Annotated in this window: 35 protein-coding genes and 1 pseudogene; 5 read left to right on the top strand and 31 right to left on the bottom strand. The window is 40.6% G+C overall.

Going from position 1 to position 24058, the window contains the following annotated elements; all coding sequences use genetic code 11:
• Positions 1–350: 350 nt before the first annotated feature.
• Positions 351–653, top strand: coding sequence for a hypothetical protein (locus ACYJZR_RS06735; protein WP_053314549.1), 303 nt, complete (start codon positions 351–353; stop codon positions 651–653).
• A 207-nt stretch (positions 654–860) separates the two neighbouring features.
• Here ACYJZR_RS06735 and ACYJZR_RS06730 read toward each other — a convergent pair whose 3' ends face one another.
• The 7 genes and pseudogenes from ACYJZR_RS06730 to ACYJZR_RS06700 form a co-directional block, all read right to left on the bottom strand.
• Entirely contained in the window at positions 861–1199 is a 339-nt protein-coding gene (locus ACYJZR_RS06730) for a hypothetical protein (RefSeq protein WP_025628170.1), read from the bottom strand.
• 131 nt (positions 1200–1330) lie between these two features.
• The gene (locus ACYJZR_RS06725) at positions 1331–2122 is read right to left on the bottom strand and encodes a hypothetical protein (RefSeq protein ID WP_461715858.1); all 792 of its coding nucleotides are present in this window, start codon (positions 2120–2122) and stop codon (positions 1331–1333) included.
• Positions 2123–2841: 719 nt separating this feature from the next.
• Positions 2842–3044 (bottom strand): annotated as a pseudogene (locus ACYJZR_RS06720) (hypothetical protein).
• Positions 3045–3296: 252 nt separating this feature from the next.
• Positions 3297–3641: a hypothetical protein gene (locus tag ACYJZR_RS06715; protein ID WP_461715857.1), complete on the bottom strand. Its 345-nt coding sequence runs from the start codon at positions 3639–3641 to the stop codon at positions 3297–3299.
• A gap of 151 nt (positions 3642–3792) precedes the next feature.
• Positions 3793–4239 carry a GNAT family N-acetyltransferase gene (locus ACYJZR_RS06710; RefSeq protein WP_461715856.1) on the bottom strand — a complete coding sequence of 149 codons (447 nt, stop codon included), beginning with the start codon at positions 4237–4239 and terminating at the stop codon, positions 3793–3795.
• A gap of 133 nt (positions 4240–4372) precedes the next feature.
• A complete protein-coding gene (locus ACYJZR_RS06705; RefSeq protein WP_029825389.1) occupies positions 4373–4675 on the bottom strand; it encodes a hypothetical protein in 303 nt (100 codons plus the stop codon).
• Positions 4676–4828: 153 nt separating this feature from the next.
• On the bottom strand, positions 4829–5236 hold the full coding sequence (locus ACYJZR_RS06700) for a hypothetical protein (protein WP_461715855.1): 408 nt from the start codon (positions 5234–5236) through the stop codon (positions 4829–4831).
• Positions 5237–5448: 212 nt separating this feature from the next.
• Between ACYJZR_RS06700 and ACYJZR_RS06695 the strand changes: the two genes are divergently transcribed.
• Positions 5449–5895 carry a DUF417 family protein gene (locus tag ACYJZR_RS06695; RefSeq protein WP_025502503.1) on the top strand — a complete coding sequence of 149 codons (447 nt, stop codon included), beginning with the start codon at positions 5449–5451 and terminating at the stop codon, positions 5893–5895.
• A 635-nt stretch (positions 5896–6530) separates the two neighbouring features.
• Here ACYJZR_RS06695 and ACYJZR_RS06690 read toward each other — a convergent pair.
• A complete protein-coding gene (locus tag ACYJZR_RS06690; RefSeq protein WP_140112896.1) occupies positions 6531–6980 on the bottom strand; it encodes a GNAT family N-acetyltransferase in 450 nt (149 codons plus the stop codon).
• A gap of 321 nt (positions 6981–7301) precedes the next feature.
• Positions 7302–7463, bottom strand: coding sequence for a hypothetical protein (locus ACYJZR_RS06685; RefSeq protein ID WP_318086090.1), 162 nt, complete (start codon positions 7461–7463; stop codon positions 7302–7304).
• Positions 7464–7690: 227 nt separating this feature from the next.
• Between ACYJZR_RS06685 and ACYJZR_RS06680 the strand changes: the two genes are divergently transcribed.
• Positions 7691–7993 carry a hypothetical protein gene (locus ACYJZR_RS06680; protein ID WP_042762919.1) on the top strand — a complete coding sequence of 101 codons (303 nt, stop codon included), beginning with the start codon at positions 7691–7693 and terminating at the stop codon, positions 7991–7993.
• Between the two features lie 317 nt (positions 7994–8310).
• Complete coding sequence (locus ACYJZR_RS06675) at positions 8311–8574, top strand: hypothetical protein (protein ID WP_461715854.1); 264 nt, start codon at positions 8311–8313, stop codon at positions 8572–8574.
• Between the two features lie 260 nt (positions 8575–8834).
• On the opposite strand, the gene ACYJZR_RS06670 is transcribed toward ACYJZR_RS06675, so the two are convergent.
• The 14 genes from ACYJZR_RS06670 to ACYJZR_RS06605 form a co-directional block, all read right to left on the bottom strand.
• Entirely contained in the window at positions 8835–9356 is a 522-nt protein-coding gene (locus tag ACYJZR_RS06670; protein WP_046268386.1) for a GNAT family N-acetyltransferase, read from the bottom strand.
• A gap of 134 nt (positions 9357–9490) precedes the next feature.
• Entirely contained in the window at positions 9491–9886 is a 396-nt protein-coding gene (locus tag ACYJZR_RS06665; protein ID WP_419457905.1) for a hypothetical protein, read from the bottom strand.
• Between the two features lie 644 nt (positions 9887–10530).
• Positions 10531–10944 (bottom strand): VOC family protein, encoded by a 414-nt coding sequence (locus tag ACYJZR_RS06660; RefSeq protein ID WP_021453103.1) that lies wholly within the window; start codon positions 10942–10944, stop codon positions 10531–10533.
• A gap of 182 nt (positions 10945–11126) precedes the next feature.
• The gene (locus ACYJZR_RS06655; protein WP_053320426.1) at positions 11127–11894 is read right to left on the bottom strand and encodes a carbon-nitrogen hydrolase family protein; all 768 of its coding nucleotides are present in this window, start codon (positions 11892–11894) and stop codon (positions 11127–11129) included.
• A gap of 148 nt (positions 11895–12042) precedes the next feature.
• Positions 12043–12327, bottom strand: a complete 285-nt coding sequence (locus ACYJZR_RS06650) for a MazG nucleotide pyrophosphohydrolase domain-containing protein (protein ID WP_021452995.1) — start codon at positions 12325–12327, stop codon at positions 12043–12045.
• A gap of 225 nt (positions 12328–12552) precedes the next feature.
• On the bottom strand, positions 12553–12813 hold the full coding sequence (locus ACYJZR_RS06645; protein ID WP_025558052.1) for a hypothetical protein: 261 nt from the start codon (positions 12811–12813) through the stop codon (positions 12553–12555).
• 136 nt (positions 12814–12949) lie between these two features.
• The gene (locus ACYJZR_RS06640) at positions 12950–13426 is read right to left on the bottom strand and encodes a GNAT family N-acetyltransferase (protein WP_406966467.1); all 477 of its coding nucleotides are present in this window, start codon (positions 13424–13426) and stop codon (positions 12950–12952) included.
• A 127-nt stretch (positions 13427–13553) separates the two neighbouring features.
• Positions 13554–14075 carry a GNAT family N-acetyltransferase gene (locus ACYJZR_RS06635; protein WP_015296898.1) on the bottom strand — a complete coding sequence of 174 codons (522 nt, stop codon included), beginning with the start codon at positions 14073–14075 and terminating at the stop codon, positions 13554–13556.
• Between the two features lie 136 nt (positions 14076–14211).
• Positions 14212–14658: a GNAT family N-acetyltransferase gene (locus ACYJZR_RS06630; RefSeq protein WP_025553785.1), complete on the bottom strand. Its 447-nt coding sequence runs from the start codon at positions 14656–14658 to the stop codon at positions 14212–14214.
• A 599-nt stretch (positions 14659–15257) separates the two neighbouring features.
• Positions 15258–15683, bottom strand: a complete 426-nt coding sequence (locus ACYJZR_RS06625) for a bifunctional diaminohydroxyphosphoribosylaminopyrimidine deaminase/5-amino-6-(5-phosphoribosylamino)uracil reductase RibD (protein ID WP_406966489.1) — start codon at positions 15681–15683, stop codon at positions 15258–15260.
• A 167-nt stretch (positions 15684–15850) separates the two neighbouring features.
• Positions 15851–16153 carry a type II toxin-antitoxin system RelE/ParE family toxin gene (locus tag ACYJZR_RS06620; RefSeq protein ID WP_069512227.1) on the bottom strand — a complete coding sequence of 101 codons (303 nt, stop codon included), beginning with the start codon at positions 16151–16153 and terminating at the stop codon, positions 15851–15853.
• On the bottom strand, positions 16141–16398 hold the full coding sequence (locus tag ACYJZR_RS06615; RefSeq protein WP_005448240.1) for a type II toxin-antitoxin system Phd/YefM family antitoxin: 258 nt from the start codon (positions 16396–16398) through the stop codon (positions 16141–16143). The genes ACYJZR_RS06620 and ACYJZR_RS06615 overlap by 13 nt, the downstream gene beginning before the upstream one ends.
• 191 nt (positions 16399–16589) lie before the next feature.
• Positions 16590–17084, bottom strand: coding sequence for a hypothetical protein (locus ACYJZR_RS06610; RefSeq protein WP_100661986.1), 495 nt, complete (start codon positions 17082–17084; stop codon positions 16590–16592).
• A gap of 146 nt (positions 17085–17230) precedes the next feature.
• A complete protein-coding gene (locus ACYJZR_RS06605) occupies positions 17231–17503 on the bottom strand; it encodes a PnuC protein (protein ID WP_406966476.1) in 273 nt (90 codons plus the stop codon).
• 729 nt (positions 17504–18232) lie between these two features.
• Here ACYJZR_RS06605 and ACYJZR_RS06600 point away from each other — a divergent pair.
• Complete coding sequence (locus ACYJZR_RS06600) at positions 18233–18628, top strand: hypothetical protein (protein ID WP_461715853.1); 396 nt, start codon at positions 18233–18235, stop codon at positions 18626–18628.
• A gap of 103 nt (positions 18629–18731) precedes the next feature.
• Here the strand turns inward: ACYJZR_RS06600 and ACYJZR_RS06595 are convergent, their stop codons facing one another.
• The 8 genes from ACYJZR_RS06595 to ACYJZR_RS06560 form a co-directional block, all read right to left on the bottom strand.
• Positions 18732–19034 carry a hypothetical protein gene (locus ACYJZR_RS06595; RefSeq protein WP_029825389.1) on the bottom strand — a complete coding sequence of 101 codons (303 nt, stop codon included), beginning with the start codon at positions 19032–19034 and terminating at the stop codon, positions 18732–18734.
• Positions 19035–19243: 209 nt separating this feature from the next.
• Positions 19244–19525, bottom strand: a complete 282-nt coding sequence (locus ACYJZR_RS06590; protein ID WP_140055914.1) for a barstar family protein — start codon at positions 19523–19525, stop codon at positions 19244–19246.
• A gap of 142 nt (positions 19526–19667) precedes the next feature.
• Positions 19668–20177, bottom strand: coding sequence for a P-loop NTPase family protein (locus ACYJZR_RS06585; protein WP_025553775.1), 510 nt, complete (start codon positions 20175–20177; stop codon positions 19668–19670).
• 143 nt (positions 20178–20320) lie between these two features.
• Complete coding sequence (locus tag ACYJZR_RS06580) at positions 20321–20782, bottom strand: hypothetical protein (protein ID WP_029832791.1); 462 nt, start codon at positions 20780–20782, stop codon at positions 20321–20323.
• Positions 20783–20931: 149 nt separating this feature from the next.
• Complete coding sequence (locus ACYJZR_RS06575) at positions 20932–21762, bottom strand: TIR domain-containing protein (RefSeq protein WP_406966475.1); 831 nt, start codon at positions 21760–21762, stop codon at positions 20932–20934.
• Between the two features lie 174 nt (positions 21763–21936).
• Complete coding sequence (locus ACYJZR_RS06570; protein ID WP_025553659.1) at positions 21937–22413, bottom strand: GNAT family N-acetyltransferase; 477 nt, start codon at positions 22411–22413, stop codon at positions 21937–21939.
• 134 nt (positions 22414–22547) lie between these two features.
• A complete protein-coding gene (locus ACYJZR_RS06565; RefSeq protein WP_042766354.1) occupies positions 22548–23057 on the bottom strand; it encodes a hypothetical protein in 510 nt (169 codons plus the stop codon).
• 147 nt (positions 23058–23204) lie between these two features.
• Entirely contained in the window at positions 23205–24029 is an 825-nt protein-coding gene (locus ACYJZR_RS06560) for an FRG domain-containing protein (protein ID WP_406966474.1), read from the bottom strand.
• Positions 24030–24058: the final 29 nt, after the last annotated feature.

The following is a 24058-nucleotide window of genomic DNA, read 5'->3' as shown; positions in this document are numbered from 1 at the left end:
GAAACCTGAGAACGATTTTCACAAACCCGAACGATTCAAAATTAAAGTACGAAACGCCACCAAAAACACACTGATTTTAACTCTAAACATGCTGCTTTAGCTGCGTTTTCCTCGTTGGCAACTAACGCCCTGCTAAGGGGTGAGCAACGCAATACCTAAGCCGCTGCATACCACCTTAATCACTAAATTCAACGCATAGTAAAAATGCCACGCGTTGCGAATCCCTCTTGAGCAGTTTGTTAGTCGCGAGGCACCGAGCGATAATTTTAAGCCGAACTAAACTTTGCGAACAACAAACTTTATGTGCTTTGATGCATTTAAGTCAGGCGTAGTCTCAAAGCGGCTACTCAATGAAACCACTTAGAACAGCCAACGCCGCAGAAAACGGACTGACAACACCAAAAAGCGCTTTTGGAAAGCCGATCTCACAGTGCGGACTTTCAACAAAGTCACTGAAACCACGTGGAACTTACCACACCAGAGAAAACGTCATTTCAGCGAGTAAATCGGCTTTTGTACCAACAAACTCACCGAGCGGAGTTGCAACCAAAAACAAACTCTCGATTGCCCTGCTCTGTCAGCACCAAAGAACAAAACAATCGCTAGGACACTTGCAAAATTTTGGACTCAAAACAGCTAAAACTAAGTTCTAATGATCGACGATGAATCTGTGTTCCAAACAAACTGCTGCTAAATTTTAAGCTCAGAAACATGATTTTGATTGCTAGCTTTTTCTGGCTACTAACGCCGCGTTAAGTGGTGAACAACGCTACCACCAAACCTAAACCATTGTGCCGTAAACACTTAAGCAGAGACAAACTGAGAATGCCGAGCGTTGTGAATCCGTCTTGAACGCTTTGTTATGTGTTGCTTACAAGTTCTGAGTAGCCATCACGTTCATGCCTCAGAAATACAACATGTCTCAGATGTAGCATTTCGTTTGGTGGCTCATCTTCAGCGTCCCTGAACCTTACGACAATATATTCCTCTTCGATCTGCATAGCGGAATCAAAGTCAGCTATAACTTCTGTTGCTGCTTCAGATAAAATTTCCCACTGAGATTCTTTAGCGACTTCGGAGGCAAATATACAACGCCACTTAATCACCGTTCCAACTCTCTCAATAGAAACAGCCCTCAAGCCACGAGAAATACATCCAAGTAGAGCTCTTTGAGCAGATAACCTTATATCTTCGTCCATATCATCCTTACACATAACGCCCTGTTAAGGTGTGAGCAACGCAAGACCGAAGCTTCCGCATACCACCTTAACCACTAAACCCAACGCATAGTAAAAATGCCACGCGTTGCGAATCACTCTTGAACAGTTTGTTATGACTCATCTGTGCCAGCCACGCATTTGCCTATGATGCATGATTTAATGCTCTCCAAACTAGGGTCTTGTTCCGATTTCACTTTAAACAGATACTCGCACAGCGACAACTTGTTAATAATCGAATCAGAGCCAATAGGAATACTGATAATTTGATTTAGCGTAAAAGTAAAAGTCAATGCAATGATTACAAAGAGCCAAGATATCCACCTCTGGTAATATGTGGCAAGATAATTAACTACAGGAACAATCAATAACCGAAATAACATGTAAAAAGCAGTTAGTGCTGTTATACCAGCGAGCGTTAGGATCATAAAACTCGGCTCAACATCCAGAAAGTCTTTCGTTACCATCAGTTGTATTCCAATCCAGAACAAACTGACTACAAAAAAATTCACCACGGAGTACGTTTGCAAAACCTGAAGAAAGTACAACGGATAACACCCCTTCTTTTTGACACTAGTCACGCACATTAGTACGAACCAAAATAGGGACGCGAAAGTTAATGCGCCTATCGTCATATTAATTGTAAGGTATGCAGGATTTACTACTGAAGGAAATGATATAACACCTGAGTTAGAAAGTAGCTGATTTACAAAAGATGTTAATGCTACAACTAGAATCAATGAGGTTACTATATTTTCCCCAGCATTCTTCAAAGGTGAAAGTTCCCACTCACCATCCAACATTTCTGGACGTTTGATAAAGTAATACATCCGAGGAAAGAACTCCTTACCTGGAAAAGCTCTTAATATTCCTGAAAAGAAGTCTCTTGCTACATTTTTATCCATGATATGTCCTGAGTCATAACGCCCAATTAAGGGGTGAGTAACGCAACACCAATGCCGCCGCAAACCACCTTAATCACTAAAATTAACGCATAGTAAAAATGCCACGCGTTACGAATCCCTCTTGAATTGTTTGTTAGTACGCTGCCCGCAAAGCCTTTGGTACATGCCAAGACATTGAAATATAGCACGAAACTGTTGGTTTAAAACACTGAAGCTAAACGGAAAACTGCCAAACTGAAAACTAACTTCAAGACGTAAGTTGGCTAGAAGAAAAACATGCTTAACTGCCCTTTTTCACCGCTTTCAAATTAGCAAAGAATACGGGCTTCAAACTTGAACAACTGCTACAAAGAAACGCTTGTTTTGCCGAAAATTTTTCAGCGCCAAAGAAACCACGCCAGAGAAATAGCCCGAAAGTTAGAAACAGTAAACGATAAACTCAAAGCGAAAACTTCACATCTAGTGCCACCGGAGCGAACCTGAAAGGCACATTTGGTCAGATGTAAAGCGTGGAAAAGAAACCAATAAAAACAGAAACTTTTAGCCTTTGATGCCAACCCAGTACTAACGCCGCATTAAGGGGTGAACAACGCCACCACCCAACCTAAGCTATTGTGCCGTAAGCACTAAAGTTGATTCAAACCAAAACTGCCAAGCGTTGTGAATCCCTCTTGAATGCTTTGTTAGTTGCCAAACCTAAAGCTTTGATTTGATGTTAATTACTGCTTTGCCAACACTAGCTTTACGTGTATTAAAAACTCAAATCAGGCGCAGTTTCCAAGCGACTGTCACTGAAACCACTTGGGACTCAAAGCGCCGTAGAAAACGGATTAACAACACCAAAACGCTCATTTGAAAAGACAATGTCACAGAGCTGACTCTCGACCAGTGATTCGGTTTCTGGAACAGAAAAACCAACCACAAAAGAAACCTAAGAACGATTTTCACAAACCCGGACGATTCAAAATTAAAGTACGAAACGCCACCAAAAACACACTGATTTTAACTCTAAACATTCTGCTTTAGCTGCGTTTTCCTCGTTGGCAACTAACGCCCAATTAAGGGGTGAACAACGCCTCCACCCAAACCTAAAGCAATGTGCCATAAACACTAAAACTGAAGTAGAAGCAAAAGTGCCAAGCGTTGTGAATCCCTCTTAAATTGCTTGTTATGTTTACTCTACGACGGCCCCTTCAACTTTCCTTACCTTGGAGCAAGTCCCGTCATCGCTATAATTGGCACACTCCCAAAAAACATCTCTCCAGATGATTTTTTCAGGATTCCAGGCTCTATTTTTGTTAAATACGCAAGTGCATGGAACTTCATCTTTATTAGCGGATTTGAGAGCGGTTTCTAAACTAGCTTTTGCTTCCTCATACGCTTTTTTGGCTCGATCATATTCTTGCTTTTTGATCTCTACATTCTTGCGCAGTTCACTGACATCTGAGCTTTGCTCTACAGCAAAAGCAGTCGATGAGAGAAAAACCAACAACATTATCATTAACTTACGTAAAATCATGTTTAGTCTCCGTAAACATAACGCCGCGTTAAGGGATGAACAACGCGATGCCACCCAACTTAAACCATTGTGCCATAAACACAAAAGCTAAACTTTGAACCAAAACTGCCATGCGTTGAGAATCCCTCTTAAACGCTTTGTTATGTGCGTACTAAAGTTGTACGTACAATCTCAGCATGTCTTTGTGTTGAATACCATTTTCATAGATTGGCTCTGGATAATTCAGCAAAAAGTAATCTTTGACGATTAAGTCAACCCGAAAGCCAAGACGCTGATAATAAGTCAGTTGATAGCCAAAGGTGCCTGTACCCAGTTCAACACGTGAGATTCCCTTACTTGATAACTGAGACAGAACCGACTTAAGCAATTCAGAACCAACACCTTGACCTTGTAGCTTTGGATATACAGAGACATTGAATATCTCAGCAAGACTATTGGTTTGTAGCTTCACTATGCAAGCAGCTAAAACACGCCCATTATCTAGTGCAGCGAAGCACCATGAATCGGATAAATATGAAGAAATACTCGCTTCAGAAGGATCGGCTTCAAGCAGCAAATCTAGCGGAATCTGGCTACTTTTGACTTCTATATATTGCATTTTTCCTCCAAGCACATAACGCCCTGTTAAGGTGTGAGCAACTCAATACCAAAGCTCCCGCATACCACCTTAAACACTAAACGCAACGCATAGTAAAAATGCCACACGTTGCGAATCGCTCTTAAACAGTTTGTTATGTGTAAATCCTTACAATGTACGTAATAATGCCTGTTCCCATAATGCCGGCAACTAACCACTTAAATTTATCGCTTGGTTTGTTAGATACTAATTTGTCTAGATGTTCTTCACCTTTATCAGTCAACCTTACTTTCGCACTTGTATTTATATTATGAGGAGGATCTAAAGCTATCAAACCATCATCTCTCAGTTCCTTTAACAAGCCCAAAGTTCCTTCATCATTTGATACCGAAAGTGGATTAACTTTATTTCTACATTGTTTTAATATTCTTATTTTTTTCTTTATTTCCTTAGACATATAATCTCCTTCATCTTTTACACATAACGCCGCGTTAAGGGGTGCAGGCACGCAATACAAAAGCTACCGCATAGCACCTTAAACACAGAACCCAACGCATACTAAAAATGCCACGCGTGCCAAATCCCTCTTAAACGCTTTGTTAGCTGTGTTTTACAACACGAGCTTTGCTCCCAACATACCAAGAGCTGCGATAGCTACCATCGTAAACCAAAGGTAAATCATAAAAGATAGGTATAACGAAAATAAACCTCTCACAGCTTTATCTAAGTTTGCACCTTCATCGTGCTGTAAGAAGTACGCTAGTTCTGCTGTAGGTATTGATCCAGCAAAGCTCTTAAATTTGAACTTTACCATCATCAAGCCCATTGAGACTGGAAGACTAGATACTAATAAAATGATTCCCACCGAAACCCAGACATTCTCAGGGGATTCATTACCTAAAACTACTGCTGCCCCGATCAACACTAAAAGCATTCCCAGAAAGCCCTTAAAAGATGACAACAATGAGTCTCTTGTTTTTATATACAGCCAGAATAGCGGCTTATCGAATTTTCTCATTTTTTCCTCAAACAGCTAACGCCCTGTTAAGGGGTGAGCAACGCAATACCGAAGCCGCCGCATACCACCTTAACCACTAAAACCAACGCATAGTAAAAATGCCACGCGTTGCGAATCCCTCTTGAACAGTTTGTTAGGTAACTGTTCTCAATGAAATTTTTTGATTACCACCTCGGTCTTCTCTTGCATGCTAACTATGAGGAATATAATTTATGCATGCTGTAGAAAATAAATCAAAAAATGACAACGTCGGGTACCTTATCGGTGTTTTGGGTGTTTCATTAGTTCTAGCTTGGATTGGTATCTACAAGTTCACACCTACTGAAGCGAAACTCATTCAACCACTAGTTGAAAATCATTTCGCCATGAGCTGGTTATATAACGTCATCTCCGTTCAAGCTGTATCCAACATTATTGGTGCAACCGAAATTGTTGTTGCTATTGGACTTATTGTTGGCATTAAAAATAACAAAATAGCCTACCTTTCGGGTATCGCGGCAGCACTTATTTTTGTCACGACATTAAGTTTTCTTCTTACTACCCCAAACACATGGAAAGTTTCTGACGGAGTATTAGTTACTAACTTCTTCTTAGTCAAAGACATTCTGTTTCTCGCAATATCTGTGAGCGTTATCGAACGAAACAAGCCTAGTAAGTGACAAATATTGAGCCGAAATAGAGCATATCTAAAGTAGGCTCCTGTTACCTAACGCCGCATTAAGGTGCGAGCAACGCTAAAACACCTAACCTAAACCACTGCACCTTAAACACTAAAGCCAAGTTTAAACTTAAATCGCCAAGCGTTGTGAGTCACTCTTAAATGCCTTGTTATATGCCTGAGACTTGCCTAGATTCAAGAAATAACTCGTATTCATGATGCGTATATACAAATAAAGCTAACACAAACACCCAAAACAAAAACCTTTTGCCATGCTGCAGTATTTGTCTCCGATAAAGTTCAGCAGCATCAGATGACTTACATGGTATAAAGATCAAAAAAGGAACCATCGCTATAGCCGCTACACTATATCCGTTCAATGCAGAAGACATTTTGTAAAACAACCTATGCATTGAAACAAGGTTAGAGATAATCATTCCCAAACAACCTAACAATAGTGCTACTTGAAAAAAACCTAATATTTCCAATTATTTCCTCTACATTCAAATCGGGCATATAACGCCGCATTAAGGGGTGAACAACGCATTCCACCCAAACTAAACCATTGTGCCGTAAACACTAAAGCCGATTCAAACCAAAACTGCCAAGCGTTGTGAATCCCTCTTAAATGCTTTGTTATGTGACTAGCGCCTTTGATAGGCAAATTGACCGTTTTACACCAACGTATTTTCCATATGCACCTGACTCTGAATAAGAGTTACGTTTATAGAAGTTCACCGCTTTTGAGTTAATTCTACGTGTAGACAGGACGGCTTTTTTATAACCTTTTTCAACCGCATAACATTCTAGTTGTTTGAGTAAATAACCACCTGCGCCAGGTTTGTTTGAGTACATTCGCTTTAACTCACAGACTTCATTTTGATGGTGCCTAAAAACCCCACACGCTACAGCAACTTTGTTTAAGTAGACTACAATACATCCATCTTTCGACGAATCGAAAGCATCAGATGAAAACGAGCTTTCGCCAGAATCATTAGTGATCTGGCTAAGTGAGGAGTTCAGTTCAGCCACGAGTGACTGAAAATCAATATTGTTTGGTTCTACTTTCTTGCGTTCGAATCTCATACCTGTCACATAACGCCGCGTTAAGGGGTGCCGGCACGCAATACAAAAGCTACCGCACAGTGCCGTAACCACCGAACTCAACGCAAACTAAAAATGCCACGCGTGCCAAATCCCACTTAAACGCCTTGTTATGCTTAAGCTTCAATGGGTTACGTTTTTCTGGAAACAAGATTAACTCGACTTTGATTTACAAACAAAAGCCAAAAGCTAGAAAACTGAAATGACTCATAGTTTTTAAAAATCAGACTTTGAAATTTGGCTGCTAAAACTCAAAAACCTAAGATCAAATTGCTGATTGAGCCAGCCACCCTAACCTCGCCCTTACGCGAAAACTGATTGAGGCAACTCTCCGAATTTCCAGCGCCAAAGAATAAGTGTCCGGAAAACAGCGCCCACTGAAGCCAACTTGCCGACGAGCACAAAACCAAAAAGCTGAGGGAACAAAGAAAAACCATAACCAACTGATTTTACTTGATTAAGCATAACGCCCTGCTAAGGGGTGAGCAACGCAATACAAAAGCCGCCGCAAACCACCTTAATCACTAAATTCAACGCATCGTAAAAATGCCACGCGTTGCGAATCCCTCTTGAGCAGTTTGTTAGTCGCGAGGCACCGAGCGACAATTTTAAGCCAAACTAAACTTTGCGAACAACAAACTTTATGTGCTTTGATGCACTTAAGCCAGGCGTAGTCTCAAAGCAGCTATTCAATGAAACCACTTGGAACAAACAACGCCGAAGAAAACGAACTGACAACACCAAAAGGCGCTTTTGGAAAGCTAATCTCACAGTGCGGACTTTCAACGAAATCACTGAAACCACGTGGAATTTACAACACCAGAGAAAACGTCATTTCAGCGAGTAAATCGGCTTTTGTGCCGACAAACTCACCGAGCGGAGTTGCAACCAAAAACAGACTCTCGATCGCCCTACTCTGTAAGCACCAAAGAACAAAACAACCGCTAGGACAGGTACAAAACTTTGGACTTAAAACAGCTAGAACTAAGCTCTGATGATCGACGATTAATCGATGTACCAAGCAAACAGCTGCTAAATTTTAAGCTCAGAAACATGATTTTGATTGCTAGCTTTTTCTGGCGACTAACGCCCTGCTAAGGGGTGAGCAACGCAATACCAAAGCCGCCGCAAACCACCTTAATCACTAAAATCAACGCATAGTAAAAATGCCACGCGTTGTGAATCCCTCTTGAGCAGTTTGTTAGTCGCGAGGCACCGAGCGACAATTTTAAGCCGAACTAAATTTTGCCAACAACAAATTTTATGTGCTTTGATGCATTTAAGTCAGGCGCAGTCTCAAAGCGGCTACTCAATGAAACCACTTAGAACAAACAACGCCGCAGAAAACGGACTGACAACACCAAAAAGCGCTTTTGGAAAGCCAATCTCACAGTGCGGACTTTCAACAAAGTCACTGAAACCAAGTGGAACTTACCACACCAGAGAAAAAGTCACTTCAGCGAGTAAATCGGCTTTTGTACCAACAAACTCACCGAGCGGAGTTGCAACCAAAAACAGATTTTCGATTGCCCCGCTCTATCACCACCAAAGAACGAAACAACCGCTGAGAAAATAGCAATGCATTGATTTAGAACCGATGAAACAGAGCTTTGACCGTCGAAGATGAATCTGTGTACCAAACAAACTGCTGCCAAATTTTTAGCTCAGAAACATGATTTTGACTGCTGGCTTTTTCTGCCGACTAACGCCTTGTTAAGGGGTGAAGCACGCAACACCGATACTACCGCATACCGCCTTAATCACTAAAACCAACGCATAGTAAAAATGCCACGCGTGCTGAATCCCTCTTGAACAATTTGTTAGCCCGATACCCGACTAGTACATATAACCTAACCAGTCTATATGACCAACTGCCCAAGTTTTACCGCTAATCGGTTTAACATACAAATCATCAACTTGATCAACTGCAACGCCGTAATTCTTATGTTCATGTATTCGCAACCAAGAGCTTAAAGAACTAAGACGAAGATAACCATTAGCCGTATAAAAAGCATCTAAATCGGAGATTAAAATTATAAAGTCAACGTCTTTGCTTGAGGCATACTCGCTCAGTTGAGACAACATGGCAGTGCCAATACCATTTCTTTGAGATGATTGTTCAACACAAAAGTCACTAACGCCCAATACTTTATAAATTTCATCGTCGACGCTGACAACTCTGTAGTCCAGTCCCATGTAACCAACCAGTTGATCATCTCTGTACTTTAAAGCTCTCATATGCGGGAGTTGCTTATAGTACGAACGAGTTGCTTGATGTTCAGGAAACGACTTGTTTCTGAGGACTTCAATTGAGTTATGCTGCTCTTTAGATAACTCTATTTCTGGGTAAATATCCATATTTGACCTTTGAGGGCTAACGCCCTGTTAAGGTGTGAGCAACGCAATACCGAAGCTCCCGCATACTACCTTAAACACAAAACGCAACGCATAGTAAAAATGCCACGCGTTGCGAATCACTCTTAAACAGATTGTTATATGCTTGCCAATGCTTTCGCAACGTCCATTTCAATATGATGCAATTTCATCTTTTTATCGATAATCTCTTGTTCTGTAAATCTACTATTATTTGACCAATAGATTCCTTTGAAAAAGCAACGTTCAGCTAGTTCTGCATTGTACTCGCGTACAAGAATGGAGGTTGAGTACCAACATTCTGATAATTCCCTTTCGACAGTGTCTGACTTAGACTCAGCATTATCAAGAACAGACTTCATGTACACTGCTGTTCTGTCTAAAGAGATCATTAGTGACTTAATAGCTTCATTTTCTTTCTTCGCTTTGTTTTCTTTACGGTTTACGTAAAACTCTACCCATTTGATCGCTGCCTCACTTAACGAAGATACATCTGAAATTTCTAGTAATGCCATTAAAACTCCTAATTAAAAATTAACTTGGGCATATAACGCCGCATTAAGGGGTGAGCAACGCATTCCACCCAAACTAAACCATTGTGCCGTAAACACTTAAGCTAATTCAAACCAAAACTGCCAAGCGTTGTGAATCCCTCTTGAATGCTTTGTTAGTTGCCAAATCTAAAGCTTTGATTTGATGTAAATTGTCGCTTTGCCAACACTAGTTTTACGTGCTTTGGAAAACTCAAATCAGGCGCAGTTTCAAAGCTCCTGTCACTGAAACCGCTTGGAACAAACAACGCCGTAAAAAACGGGCTAACAACACCAAAAAGCTCATTTGAAAAGACAATATCACAGAGCTGACTCTCAACAAGTGAATCGGATTCTGAAACAGAAAGTCCGACCTCAAACAACCAAAGCCTGATTTGCACAAACCTGAAAGACTAAAATTTGAATTGCAAAACCGAGCCAAAAACACACGGACATTAGCCCTAAATATTCTGTTTTAGCTGCGTTTTTCTCGTTGACAACTAACGCCCTGTTAAGGGGTGAGCAACGCAATACCTAAGCCGCCGTAAACCGCCTTAATCACTCAAACCAACGCATAGTGAAAATACTAAGCGTTGCGAATCCCTCTTGAACAGTTTGTTATGTGCGTACTATTTGGTTGTGCTGTTTAGTTGCAGTAAGTCCCACTTATTTCCATATAGATCTTGGAACACCACTACCGTGCCATACTCTTCTACTCGCGGTTCTTCGTTAAATACAACACCATTTACTTTCATTAACTCGTAGTCTCTCCAGAAGTCATTGGTCTGAAGAAACAAAAACACACGGCCACCAGATTGATTACCTACAACAAGATGCTGCTCTTCTGTGCTTGCCTGAGCCAAAAGCAAATTTGTACCATTTGAGTTTGGAGGAGAAACCTGAACCCAGCGTTTTCCGCCACCTAAGTCAGTGTCTTCGACAAGTGTAAATTGAAGTTTTTGAGTGTAAAACTCTATAGCATCATCGTAGCTTTCAACGACTAGTGCGACATTACCGATTTGCTGCTGAACTGATTTAGACATGATGATTTCCGCTAATTTCAAAACGCTAATACTACACTAATTTTCAAATTTTCGGAGAAAGCACATAACGCCTTGTTAAGGTGTGAGGCACGCAATGCCGATGCCTCCGCATACCACCTTAACCACCAAAACTAACGCATAGTAAAAATGCCACGCGTGCCGAATCACTCTTGAACAATTTGTTATAACGCGGTTTCCAGTGAACTCATAGTCTCAACAGACCTCAACTCCCCCTTAGAAAACTCCAAGATACTTATCGCAAGTTGGTCTAAAGGCATGGACAAAAGACATTTACCATCGGTTCCAAATATACGGCTACCACCTAATCCGCGAATGTTCTGATCGTTGAGCGCTTGTGGCCAGTTGCACTGTAAAACAAACGCATCGAGTTCCTTAGCTATTTCAGAAGCCGCTGAAAAATAGCCTGTTAAGGTATTGTCATTGCCGCTCTGCCTGATATAGCTAGGCCAAACTATGATTTCTGGAGAGCAGGAACGAACTTGAGAGATAAACCAGTCGGCATCCTCGACTTCTCTACAAATGACCGTGGTACAGCGAGTGCCATCAAGATCAAATACGCTTCTATTACCACCTTTAGCAAAAAACTGGGATTCACTTTCAGTTAATCCAGCCTTGTCCCATTGTGCTATGACCTGACCAGTTTTACTGATGCACAAATAACTATTGAACACATTTGACCCAACTACTTTAGGTGCACCAAAAAACAGACTTGTTCGATACTTTTTCGCTAAATTTTGTAGTTCGACTATGGCATTTTGAATTAAGAGTTCTTTACACTCAGCTTTTATATTTCTATGAAAGCCACTTAATGCGAGTTCAGGGAAAATTAGGACATCTAGTGCACCTAGCCTTTTAATGTACCCAGATATTGTCGAAAGGTTTTGTGCAACAGTCCATCTCATTTGCATCTGAACAATGCCTATTTTCACTCTGTACTCCTTTAGCGTTATAACGCCTTGTTAAGGGGTGAAGCACGCAACACCAATGCTACCGCATACCGCCTTAATCACTAAAACCAACGCATAGTAAAAATGCCACGCGTGCTGAATCCCTCTTGAACAATTTGTTATACGCGTTCTATCGGTTGTACTTAACCTTATTCAGAACTTCTTTTAGTTCATGCGTTTTCTCAAGGTTTACACCGTGAATATTGGCTAAAGCACAAACATAATACAAGACGTCATATAACTCTTCTGCGATTGAACCTTTGAGTTCATCTAGCGTTGGTTGCCCACGTTTACCTTTGCGAATAGATTCCGATAATTCGCCAACTTCTTCGATTAGTTTTAAAAAATAGTGTTCAGATTGCTCTGGTGCATAATCGAATTCTTTTATATGACTTTGTAATTCTGATAACTTCATAACGTCCTTTTTGTATTATTTTCCATAAAGCGTATAACGCCTTGTTAAGGTGTGAGGCACGCAATAGCGAAGCCGCCGCATAACACCTTAACCACTAAAACTAACGCATAGCAAAAATGCCACGCGTGCCGAATCACTCTTGAACAATTTGTTATGTGGCGAGCTCAAGATGTGAACAAATCGAATGATGAAACCCTACCGGTTTGATACGCCGTTACTTGGTTTTTATGCGCCTACTTGGTTGTTATGTGCGATGAAAATTAAAATTGAAAAGAAAATGGTAAGCCCGAACAGTGATATTTTACCTTTATGTTCTTGTGATTTAGTTTTATCAGGGAACCTACCAAGCGTGAGTAGTAACAAAGTTACTTTACCCAGAAAATAACATCCAAACTCAACAAATACGCCAACCACTAGAAAGCTAATAACCTTATTAATCGTCCTAGAAACTGGTGTCAAAATTTCTTCTAAGATATCGGATATCACTTTTTCCTCCATAGACACATAACGCCCTGTTAAGGGGTGAGCAACGCAATACTGAAGCCGCCGCAAACCACCTTAAACACTAAAACCAACGCATAGTGAAAATGCCACGCGTTGCGAATCCCTCTTGAACAGTTTGTTAGGTGCGTAGCCAAAGTTGGTAAAAGTCTGTTTCATTGTGCTTGAGATTCTTGCGCACGAACTCCCAACCATGGCGCTTATAGAATGTAAGAGCTCGATGGTTAGTTCGGCTTACTGAAAGTACAGCACGCAAACAACCCGCTTTACTCAAAGTGCTTACAATATAATCCTGCACTTTTGGAGCAAGTCCTGAACCACGAAAATTCGGCTTTAAGTAAATGAGATGCACATAGCCAGTCTCCGGCTCAGGTGAAAAACTGCGAAACTCTAACTGCCCTGCAAACTGACCATCCACAAATACATGGATATAGAACCATTCTGATGTTGCTAACCTGTCTAAGACTCGTTCACGATAACCACTGATGAAGTCGTCGAAACCATCGTAATGCCCAAAACTACAAAAGTATGCATCTTTTCTCGCAGCAACGCATAATTCGAAATCATCAATATTTATCTGCCGAAAAGCAATTTCCATACTTACCTTTTCCTTCAAGCACCTAACGCCGCATTAAGGTGTGAGCAGCGCTTGGCTATACTTGAGCGAAGCGAAACTGCCAAGCGTTGCGAATCACTCTTAAATGCTTTGTTAGCCCTGTGGTTGACTAGTACATATAACCTAGCCAATCAAAATGTCCAACACCCCACTGCTTATCTCTGAGTGGTTTCACATACAGTCCATCAATATGCTCTACAGCAACTCCAAAGTTGGTGTGCTCGTGAAGCCTTAACCAAGACTGCATACACTGAACTTTGTTAAAGCCATTTGATGAGTAGAAATCATGTAAGTCAGATATGAGGATTATGAAATCAACGTCTTTAGTTTCGGCAAATGACGATACTTCTGACAACATGAAAGAGCCAATACCTTGCCCTCGATAACGTTCATCAACACAGAAGTCGATTACGCCCAGAACCTTATGTATTTCCCCACCGACACTAACAACGCGATAGTCCAGTCCAAGGTAGCCAACCAACTGTTCACCTTGAAAATGAAGGGCTCGCATATGAGGCAACTGCTTAAAGTAAGAACGACTTACTTGGCTGTCCGGAAAAGCTCGGTTTCTTAATGCTTCGATTGCCTTATGGTGCAATTCTGAAACATCAATTTCTTGTACGATTTCCATATCATTTCCTCGAAAAGGGCTAACGCCCAATTAAGGTGTGAAGCACGCAATGACTATGCCTCCGCATTGCACATAAACACCGAAATCACCGCATACCGAAAATGCCACGCGTGCTGAATCACTCTTAAATTGTTTGTTATGTGCGAACAAGTCGCATTGGAACAAACCTTACGCCATCGACATTTTGCTCAACTTCTGTGGCAACAAAACCTTGAGACTCATAAAAATTTTGCGCGTTAACAGACGCCCTCAATCTTACTTCACTGGACTCAGTAAGTGATAACAATTTGTCTAGCAATAGTTTGCCTAACCCTTTGTTTTGAAAGTTAGTGTCAATGAAAAGATGAGTAATGTAATCATTTTCTCTCAACGCAGCAAAACCAATGACTTTGTTATCTTCTATCAGCTTAAGGTTTTGAAACTTTGATTTATCAAATGTAGTTTCAATATCAGACCGCACTTTTGAAGAAAACAACGCCTGACCTTCATTGCTGAAATGAGGAAGTATATCTTTGTCGACAACGCGCTTAACCAAGTCAACAACTTGGAAAAAGTCAGATTCTTGAGTTTCTTCAACTCTCACGTTTATCTCCCTAGCACATAACGCCCTGTTAAGGTGTGAGCAACGCATTACCGATGCCGCCGCATACCACCTTAAACACTAAAAGCAACGCATAGTAAAAATGCAACGCGTTGCGAATCACTCTTGAACAGTTTGTTATGTGCGCTTGTACAGCGTATTCAATACATTAAAAGTTAAGAGCCTAACCTTGTGTTGCACACAAAAAGATCAATTATGTGCATTCAACGGCGTTTTTTTAAAGTACAACAAGGCTAAGAAAATGAAATTTAATGGCGGGATAAATGCGAATATAAATCCAAAAATTGCCCCTGCTACACCTTTATTCAGCTTCCTTTCACCTAAAAAGAATCCAATTATTGAGTTGACCACTGCATAAACAATAAAGATCAGTAGAGGTAAATAAATCGCGTGCATAATAAATCCTTTTAAAATAAACACTGTGAGAACGTTATAACTTGCTTTACCTTAGCACATAACGCCCAGTTAAGGGGTGAAGCACGCAATGACCAAGCCTCTGCATAGCACTTCACACCTAAATCAAATGCATACCAAAAATGCCACGCGTGCTGAATCCCACTTAAACTGTTTGTTGTATGCCTTTACGACTTACCTAAATATGGATCCAAGAAAGCGCGAACCTGAGCTTCACAGAAACCAACTTGAACATTAATACCTGCTCGTTCAAGTATTTCAATACCTTGACCATTATTGCGTACATCTGGGTCAAGCATTGCAACAACAACACTTTTTATACCAGAATTGACCAATGTATTTGCGCAAGCAGGTGTTCTACCAACAAATGAACATGGTTCTAATGTTACATATGCAGTGACACCTTCCATTGAACCATTATATGAATTGAGAGCTTCAACTTCCGCGTGATTCCCACCAACAGATTGAGTATGTCCTTGAGCTACAACATAGCCATTTTTCACTAATACACATCCAACTGGTGGATTAGGGAGACAGTTCGGCAGAGCATTACGTGACAACTCTAGTGCTCTAAGCATAAATTTTTCTGACATTTGTAATGTACTCATTTCACTGGCATATAACGCCGCATTAAGGTGTGAGCAACGCTACCACGAAACCTAACCATGTCGCCGTAAACACTAAACCCAACGATGGAATGGAAAATGCCAAGCGTTGGGAATCACTCTTAAATGCTTTGTTAGCCGCTCATTCCCAAAGGTTATTGCTTACTCAACAAGAACTTACGCAAATCTCTCTCTGCACGCATAACAAACAGAATAAACACTTTGTCACCGTTTTGTTTATAGAAAACACGACATGGATTAACGACAACTTCACGATAACTTAAATGTTCTAGCTCGGGTGGAATACGACCTGACTCTGGGAAAGTTTGTAGGCGTTCGACTTTGGAGAAGATCGTTTGCACTAACTGCTTTGCAGCTACGATATTTTCAAGTGCGATGTATTCAGCGATATCGTTGAGGTCTGATAACGCTGGCTCAGTCCAGATTATTTCAGCCATTTTGACATTTTGTCCTTGGCTTCATCATGACTTACCACTTTACCGTCAGCTAGTGCACGCTCACCTCGTGCAATACCCTCAAGAATAGCTAAACGATTTTGCATAAACTCGTAGTCATCAACATCAACTAGATACGCGGATGGCTTACCATGCTCAGTAATTAACACTGGTTCTTTGGTGTCGTGGAGATCGGCGAGGATCTTAGTTGCTTGACGTTTGAGTGATGTAACTAGTTCTACTTTCATGAGAGCTGCTCCAAAGGAATACTAAAGTGATACTATTCTATCACTTTGAGTATAGCAAGCTCCATGACGGCTAACGCCGCATTAAGGTGCGAACAACGCTTAACACCTAAACCAAACCATTGCACCTTATACACTAAAGCCAAATTTAAACTGAGATCGCCAAGCGTTGTGAGTCACTCTTAAATGCTTTGTTATGTGCATTTGGGACTGTGTTTACTTAGGTCTTTTTCTGCTAAGTTCTGCATTTTTGAACAGTCACCAAAGAACTGCAAATTAGCTTCACAATACTGAACTAACATTTGGTTCAGTACACCCTGCTCAGAATATTTGCCATCTAGTTTGGTATAAAGGCTTAGTGTTGTTTGTAAGGTGTCTGCAATAAGTTCATGAGTTTGTTTAGTCAATATTCCTACCTGCAAAGAGTCCAATACTAAAACTGTAGCGAGTGCATCTGATTCAACACCATCGAGTTCACACATTGTATAGCGAGCTAATAGATTCGACTTTTCGACTAGAGGTGCAGAGCCTTCGCCCATCACTAACCTGAATTCGTGTGAACCTTTCTCTAAGCCCTTTTGGTACTCAGCTTTCCTAAATACTTCTACTTGCTCGGTGATAACATAAAAACTTGCATATGCGCCGATACTTAGAGCAATTAGGAAAATTGCTATATATCTAACTATCATTGTGCCTCCTGCACATAACGCCCTGTTAAGGGGTGAGCAGCGCAATACCGAAGTTACCGCATACCACCTTAAACACTAAAACCAACGCATGGTGAAAATGCCACGCGTTGCGAATCCCTCTTGAACAGTTTGTTATGTGCGAACTTCTAGCTTGCAGATGACTGCTCAGCAACACTAACTTTAGGCTCTTTCTCTGGCGTCGACCATTTGATGATTGCTCTAAGGTTCATTGAGAAAAAGATGACATTTGCAATTATCATTGCCACACTGCCAGTAAGATAACCAACTGCTACCCAACTAGTGTTACCGCACATCATTAAAATGAAACCGATTTTGTTCTTATTTCCAATTTGCCAAATTGCAAGAAACGTAAGTACCATTGCAACCCAGTCGATTCCATAGTACTGAAAATATTCCATTTTTCCTCCAAGCACATAACGCCGCATTAAGGGGTGAACAACACCACCACCGAACCTAACCCATTGTGCCGTAAACACTAAAGCCGATTCAAACCAAGACTGCCAAGCGTTGTGAATCCCTCTTGAATGCTTTGTTAGTTGCCAAACCTAAAGCTTTGATTTGAAGTTGATTGCCGCTCTGTCAACACTGCTTTTACGTGCTTTGAAAAACTCAAATCAGGCGTAATTTCAAAGCGACTGTCACTGAAACCACTTGGAATTTATAACGCCGTAGAAAACGGACTTTGAACACCAAACAAACCTTTTGGAACGACAATGCAGAAGAACAGACTTTCGACACCCGAACAAGCTTACGAAACAGAAAATCCAACCACAAAAGAAACCTGAGAACGATTTCCACAAACCCGAATAACTAAAAATTGAAATACGAAAACCTAGCCAAAAACACACGGACATTAGACCTAAATATTTTTGTTTTAGCTGCGTTTTTCTCGTTGGCAACTAACGCCCTGCTAAGGGGTGAGCAACGCAATACAAAAGCCGCCGCAAACCACCTTAATCACTAAATTCAACGCATAGTAAAAATGCCAAGCGTTGTGAATCCCTCTTGAGCAGTTTGTTAGTTTGCAAACCCAAGGCGTTGATTTTACTTTATTTTAAACTTTGCAAACAATAAACTTTTGTATCTTGATGCACCTAAGTCAGGCGTAGCCTCAAAGCGGCTACTCAATGAAACCACTTGGAACAAACAACGCCGCAGAAAACGAACTCACAACACCAAAAAGCGCTTTTGGAAAACCAATCTCACAATGCGGACTTTCAACAAAACCACTGAAACCACATGAACTTTCCACACCAGAGAAAACGCCATTTCAGCGAGTAAATCGGCTTTTGTACCAACAAACTCAACGAGCAGAGTTTCAGCAAAAAAGTTCAACGCAGTTAACCCAAAAGTCGCCACACCAAAGAACAAATCAACCGTTGAAACGATACCAATTTTGGATTTTCACCACGCCAGCTAACACTGAAATTGAAAGCCAATACGACAACTTAAACTTTGAGCTTTTACCACTAGATCTTGCGATACAGCTGCGTTTTTCCTCTTGCAAACTAACGCCCTGTTAAGGTGTGAGCAACTCAATACCGAAGCTCCCGCATACCACCTTAAACACTAAACGCAACGCATAGTAAAAATGCCACGCGTTGCGAATCGCTCTTAAACAGTTTGTTATGTGTAAATCCTTACAATGTACGTAATAATGCCTGTTCCCATAATGCCGGCAACTAACCACTTAAATTTATCGCTTGGTTTGTTAGATACTAATTTGTCTAGATGTTCTTCACCTTTATCAGTCAACCTTACTTTCGCACTTGTATTTATATTATGAGGAGGATCTAAAGCTATCAAACCATCATCTCTCAGTTCCTTTAACAAGCCCAAAGTTCCTTCATCATTTGATACCGAAAGTGGATTAACTTTATTTCTACATTGTTTTAATATTCTTATTTTTTTCTTTATTTCCTTAGACATATAATCTCCTTCATCTTTTACACATAACGCCGCGTTAAGGGGCAGCAACGCGCTACCACTAAACTTCAATTTACCACCGAAAACACAGATGCCAAGATTTGAGACAAACTCGCCACGCGTTGACTGTCCCTCTTGAACGCTTTGTTAGCACTATTGGTCACCAATCAGTCTTTAGTGTCAATATCAACGCCTTCACCAGATGGGCTACCTTACCGCAATACCATTTGGTGACTGGTTTGAATTGTTGAAAACTCAACCATGCAAGCAACAAATTTGTCATGTAGATCTGGAAGAAATTTTTTTAGTGAAGATAACCCTTCTACTACAAGTATTTCAGGTATCGTTGATTGTGAGTTGTCCATGACACAGTCCCAAAACGCATCAATGTTGTATCCATAGTGCGCCGGAAAATTGAGTTTCTTAGAAACATACTCATGAAAAGTTTCTTCGTCCAAAATTCCCGATAAATCTAAAAGTAATTCTTTATTCACCCGCGTCACCTATTACTTAGAGTGCTAACGCCCTGTTAAGGTGTGAGCAACGCAATACGAAAGCCTCCGCACACCACCTAAATCACTAAAATCAACGCATGGTAAAAATGCCACGCGTTGCGAATCACTCTTAAACAGTTTGTTAGCATGTTGTTTCCGCTACAAACTCATTCACTTGAGAGCGCGTTGTGAAACGTACTTTAGAACCGTGAAAATCTCTGAACAATTGCTGATGGAACTGTCGTGAACTTTTGGACTCGCGAACCGAGTATTCAGAAGCCCATTTTAATAATTCACGAAAATTCTTCTCCGCCTGTTCCTCATTAAGTTGCTTCGAGCTCTCCGAACCACGAGCATAAAGAGAACTTTTACATTCAGACCATTCCAAATCCAAAAACAACAGCATGTCAGCAGAGAAAATAAGCTGTTCGGCTAAAGCACCAAATACTCCCTCAACTACCCAGTTGCATTGAGACTTTATACTAGCAATTTCATTTTCGATTGCTCCGGTGGAGCGTTTTTGATTATAGCCACCTGGCTCCCATACAATCGAGTCCAAGTTAACTTCTTGCAACTGAAGTTTTCGGGATAACTGTTTCGACAACCAACTCTTGCCTGAGCCAGAATTACCGATGATGAGAATTTTCTTCATATTACTCCCGCATGCTAACGCCGCGTTAAGTAGTGAGCAACGCTACCACCTAACCTAAACCATTACACCTTAAACACAAAACCTAATTTGAACTGAGAATGCCACGCGTTGCGAATCTGCCTTAAACGCTTTGTTAGAGTGAATTAAACAGGGTGCTCATTTCGCAATTCACTTAGTTGATTGCTCAATTTTTTTATACGTTTAACCAGACTATTAAGCTGTTTTATTGTGTACCTAGTTTCGCTTTGCTCTGGTGACGTCGGCAAACCCACTACATTTGCAACGCAGCCTTCACGAGGAATGAATCCATACCTTCCATGTACTAATTGGTTACGTATTTCTCTTACATCGTTAGCGTTTTTGATCCAATTTATGTATTTATTAAGCTCGTCTGAGCCTCTGGCATATTTTTTATGCGCTAATTTTTCAATGAATTTTAATCGGCAACTAAAGCCCTTTTGATTGTACTTGGATGATAACTCATTGATATTTTTACCTTCATTAGTCCATACAACACAAAGGCCTAGGTTCATATCTAAACGTGTAAATTCAAAAAGGATTAATCCGATAGCTTTTGCCGCTTCTTCTTCAATCGTATTGTTCAAATAATATACCTTTCACTCTAACGCCCGCTTAAGTGGTGAGCAACGCTACCACAACACTCAATTATTACACCGTAAACACTAAAGCCAATTCAAACCAAAACCGCCAAGCGTTGCGAATCCGTCTTAAAGCGTTTGTTATGTAACACTTGCTAGACGTTGTAGCCACAGGCTTGTAGCTCTTTTACGACTTCAGCTTTCCAAGCACCGTAACTATCCATACCAACGTAAACAACGCCGCTTATATCATTAGGTGTTTCAATGTCACCTTTAACTAATGCAGTTACATTTCTACGTCCGAGTTTTGCCATAAGATAGCCATGTTCAAATATTACGTTCTGACGTGCTCTTAGTTTCGGCGGTACATTATTTTCATGAACACCTCTACCCTTATCACAAGCGGTATAAAGCACTAAAGCAAAGTCAGCTTCACCTGAGTAATGCTCAATTTTTTCAATGATTGTCATGCCACTGCTAGCTTGTTCATGCAGTATAATAGCTTCTAAACCAAGGCTCTCAATGTGACGAGCAATTTCCTGCTTCGCTTCGTTGTCGCGCCCATGGACGATAAAAACTTTATTCTTCTTTTTCGGTTGAACTTGAAATGATGAAGTTACGTCATGTGAAATATTTACAACCTGCTTTGGGACTTGCTGGGTTTGAGTCGTAGGAACTGCTTGGGGAGCACTTGGCGCACCTAACTCTAAGAAATTTAGTAAATCAACAAACTCTTGATCCAAAAACGAACGACGTTCTTGGTATGTACGAAACTTAGGTTGAATGAAATCCCAAAATGATGAAAGATCTCTAGTCAACTTCAACCACGAAGGCAAATAAGGCGCTACAGTAGTATTCCTAAGCAACTCAATTCTGAGTTGTTGAAACTCAGATTCAGATGCGTCATTACCAGTAGCCCTAGCCTTAAGTATAGTGCAGATATATGCAACTTTCTCAGCATCAGTAGTTAAAAACTCTAAACTCATTGTTTCAGAATACTCCTAAATTTCTCAAAATTTTATTGTGTTACATAACGCCCAATTAAGGTGTGAAGCACGCAAGCACAGCACTTAATTTGACCACCGTAAACACTGAACTAAACCCAAACTAAAAATGCCAAGCGTGCTGAATCACTCTTAAATTGTTTGTTATACGATGCCTCACAGCATGCGTAGATACTGACCCTTTTTAGCATCGAAACCTAGCTTTTTAAACAAAGCCTTAGACCGAAAGTTACCCTCATCAATGTCTGCATACAGTTTTTCAATCCCTAGGAATTTTGCATGAGAAAACAGGACATTCAAGGATTCCGACATGTATCCATGCCGCCAGTATGAAGAATTAAGCAAGCATCCAACCTCACATGAAAGACCGCTATCACTAAAATTGTGTAAGCCACAAGTTCCAATCACTTTCTTTGTCGTACGCTCAGCGATCGCCCATTCTAATGATTCACCTGACCTCTCCAGTTGAACAACACTTTCTAGCATTTGAGCTATCATATCTTTCGAAGTAAAAACTGGGTCTGATGCAAATTCCATTGTTTGAATATCACCATAAATTTCAAACAGATCGTTACAATCCTTAGGTTGAATAGACCTCAAGATGACTCTACTTCCGTGTAAATCCGGCTTCATCTTTCTCCTTAATCGTATAACGCCCTGTTAAGGGGTGAGCAACGCAATACCGAAGCCGCCGCATACCACCTTAATCACTAAAACCAACGCATAGTGAAACTGCCGCGCGTTGCGAATCCCTCTTGAACAGTTTGTTATGTGTATTTTTCCATCTCAACTTTTACTGACGCCTTTAGTCCTGCCAACACTTCTTTCACCGCGGTTGTTGCGTCTTCATAAGATACATAAGTGCTTGCGTCTGATTTGTTATTAAGCTCTAACATATCGAATTGATGATGAACTTTGTATATTGTTTTCTGCGTCAACTTTGAATCAAATGGGATGTTTGAAAAATACAATGATGACAGCATTTCGATTTTATCTGAAAGCTCTACGCTCTCCACCATCTTGTTAATGGTAATTTGATCTGATGGAGACTGCTGATAGAAACGCGATAGAATATCGAAGCACAGCCTTTCGTAAGCATAAATCGTAGTCGCAAACTCCTCCAGCTTAGAAACTCGAAGATTTCGTTTATCTTTTCGGGTACTAAACCACTGATTTAGCAATAATAGAATCACCGCTAATGTTGTAGAAACAGCTATTGAAAACAACGTCGCCTGTTGAGACGATGATTCAAAAGTTTTGCTAAACCATTCAAACATAAAAATTAACTCGATCTTTACTAATACACATAACGCCCTGTTAAGGGGTGAGCAACGCAATACCTAAGCCGCCGCATACCACCTTAACCACTTAAACCAACGCATAGTAAAAATGCCACGCGTTGCGAATCCCTCTTAAACAGTTTGTTATGTCTCGTTTCCAACACGCACTTGATGCCTAGAATCAAACACTGGTAATTTATGAAGACTTTTGCAGAACCCGTCTAATCCAGGGTAAATAGTTCCTGAAGTGATGTTCATTTGATGTAACATTCTTAGCCCTTCATAACGTAACTTATCAGAGATAATTAACTTATACGCATCTCTGTCACCCATTTCATATTCTGTTAACGCATCTTCGTGCGAAAAAGTTACGTAATTAGTAGCAACGAACAAACCTTGTTGAGCAATTAAGCGTTGATTGGAAAACTCTGGTTCAAAAGCAAATAGGAAAACTTCATCTAAGTTTTCCTCTCCATGCATTAACTGGCTATAAACTTCCTTTCGACCCTCTCCGAAATGCTGATCATCAATTAGTTTTAAGGAATTATGATTTAAACAATAAATTGCAGCATCCGAACTGCCACTTTCTAAAGCAAAATACAACGCAATATAAGGAGAGAAGCTAAAATCTAGTAACCTAGTTGGAGCTCCATGATGTTGCATAAGAGATAACCAACTAAGATCGTCATGGTTTTTAGGTAGATGGCTTAAGTAAAGGTGGGCACAACTTTTAAAACGCTCTAGCATAATTTCTTCATGCCTTCGTTCATTCATCGATTTTGACGGTTTTCCGCCTAAATTGCGGGTAACCTTCGCATCATTTATAGAGCGATAAAGTGAACTTTCTAACTGCCAAGAGCTATCTGATTGACCTCGATAGATCCATTTCCGATAGTGCTTACCATCAACATGAGTTCTAAACTCATTCCAAGTATTTATATGAATTTCTTTGATTTCTTTAGAACTCATTTTTACCTCATAGAGACATAACGCCGCGT

Source organism: Vibrio sp. RC2502, from assembly GCF_054850435.1.
This window is presented reverse-complemented; position numbering and strand designations above follow the sequence as displayed.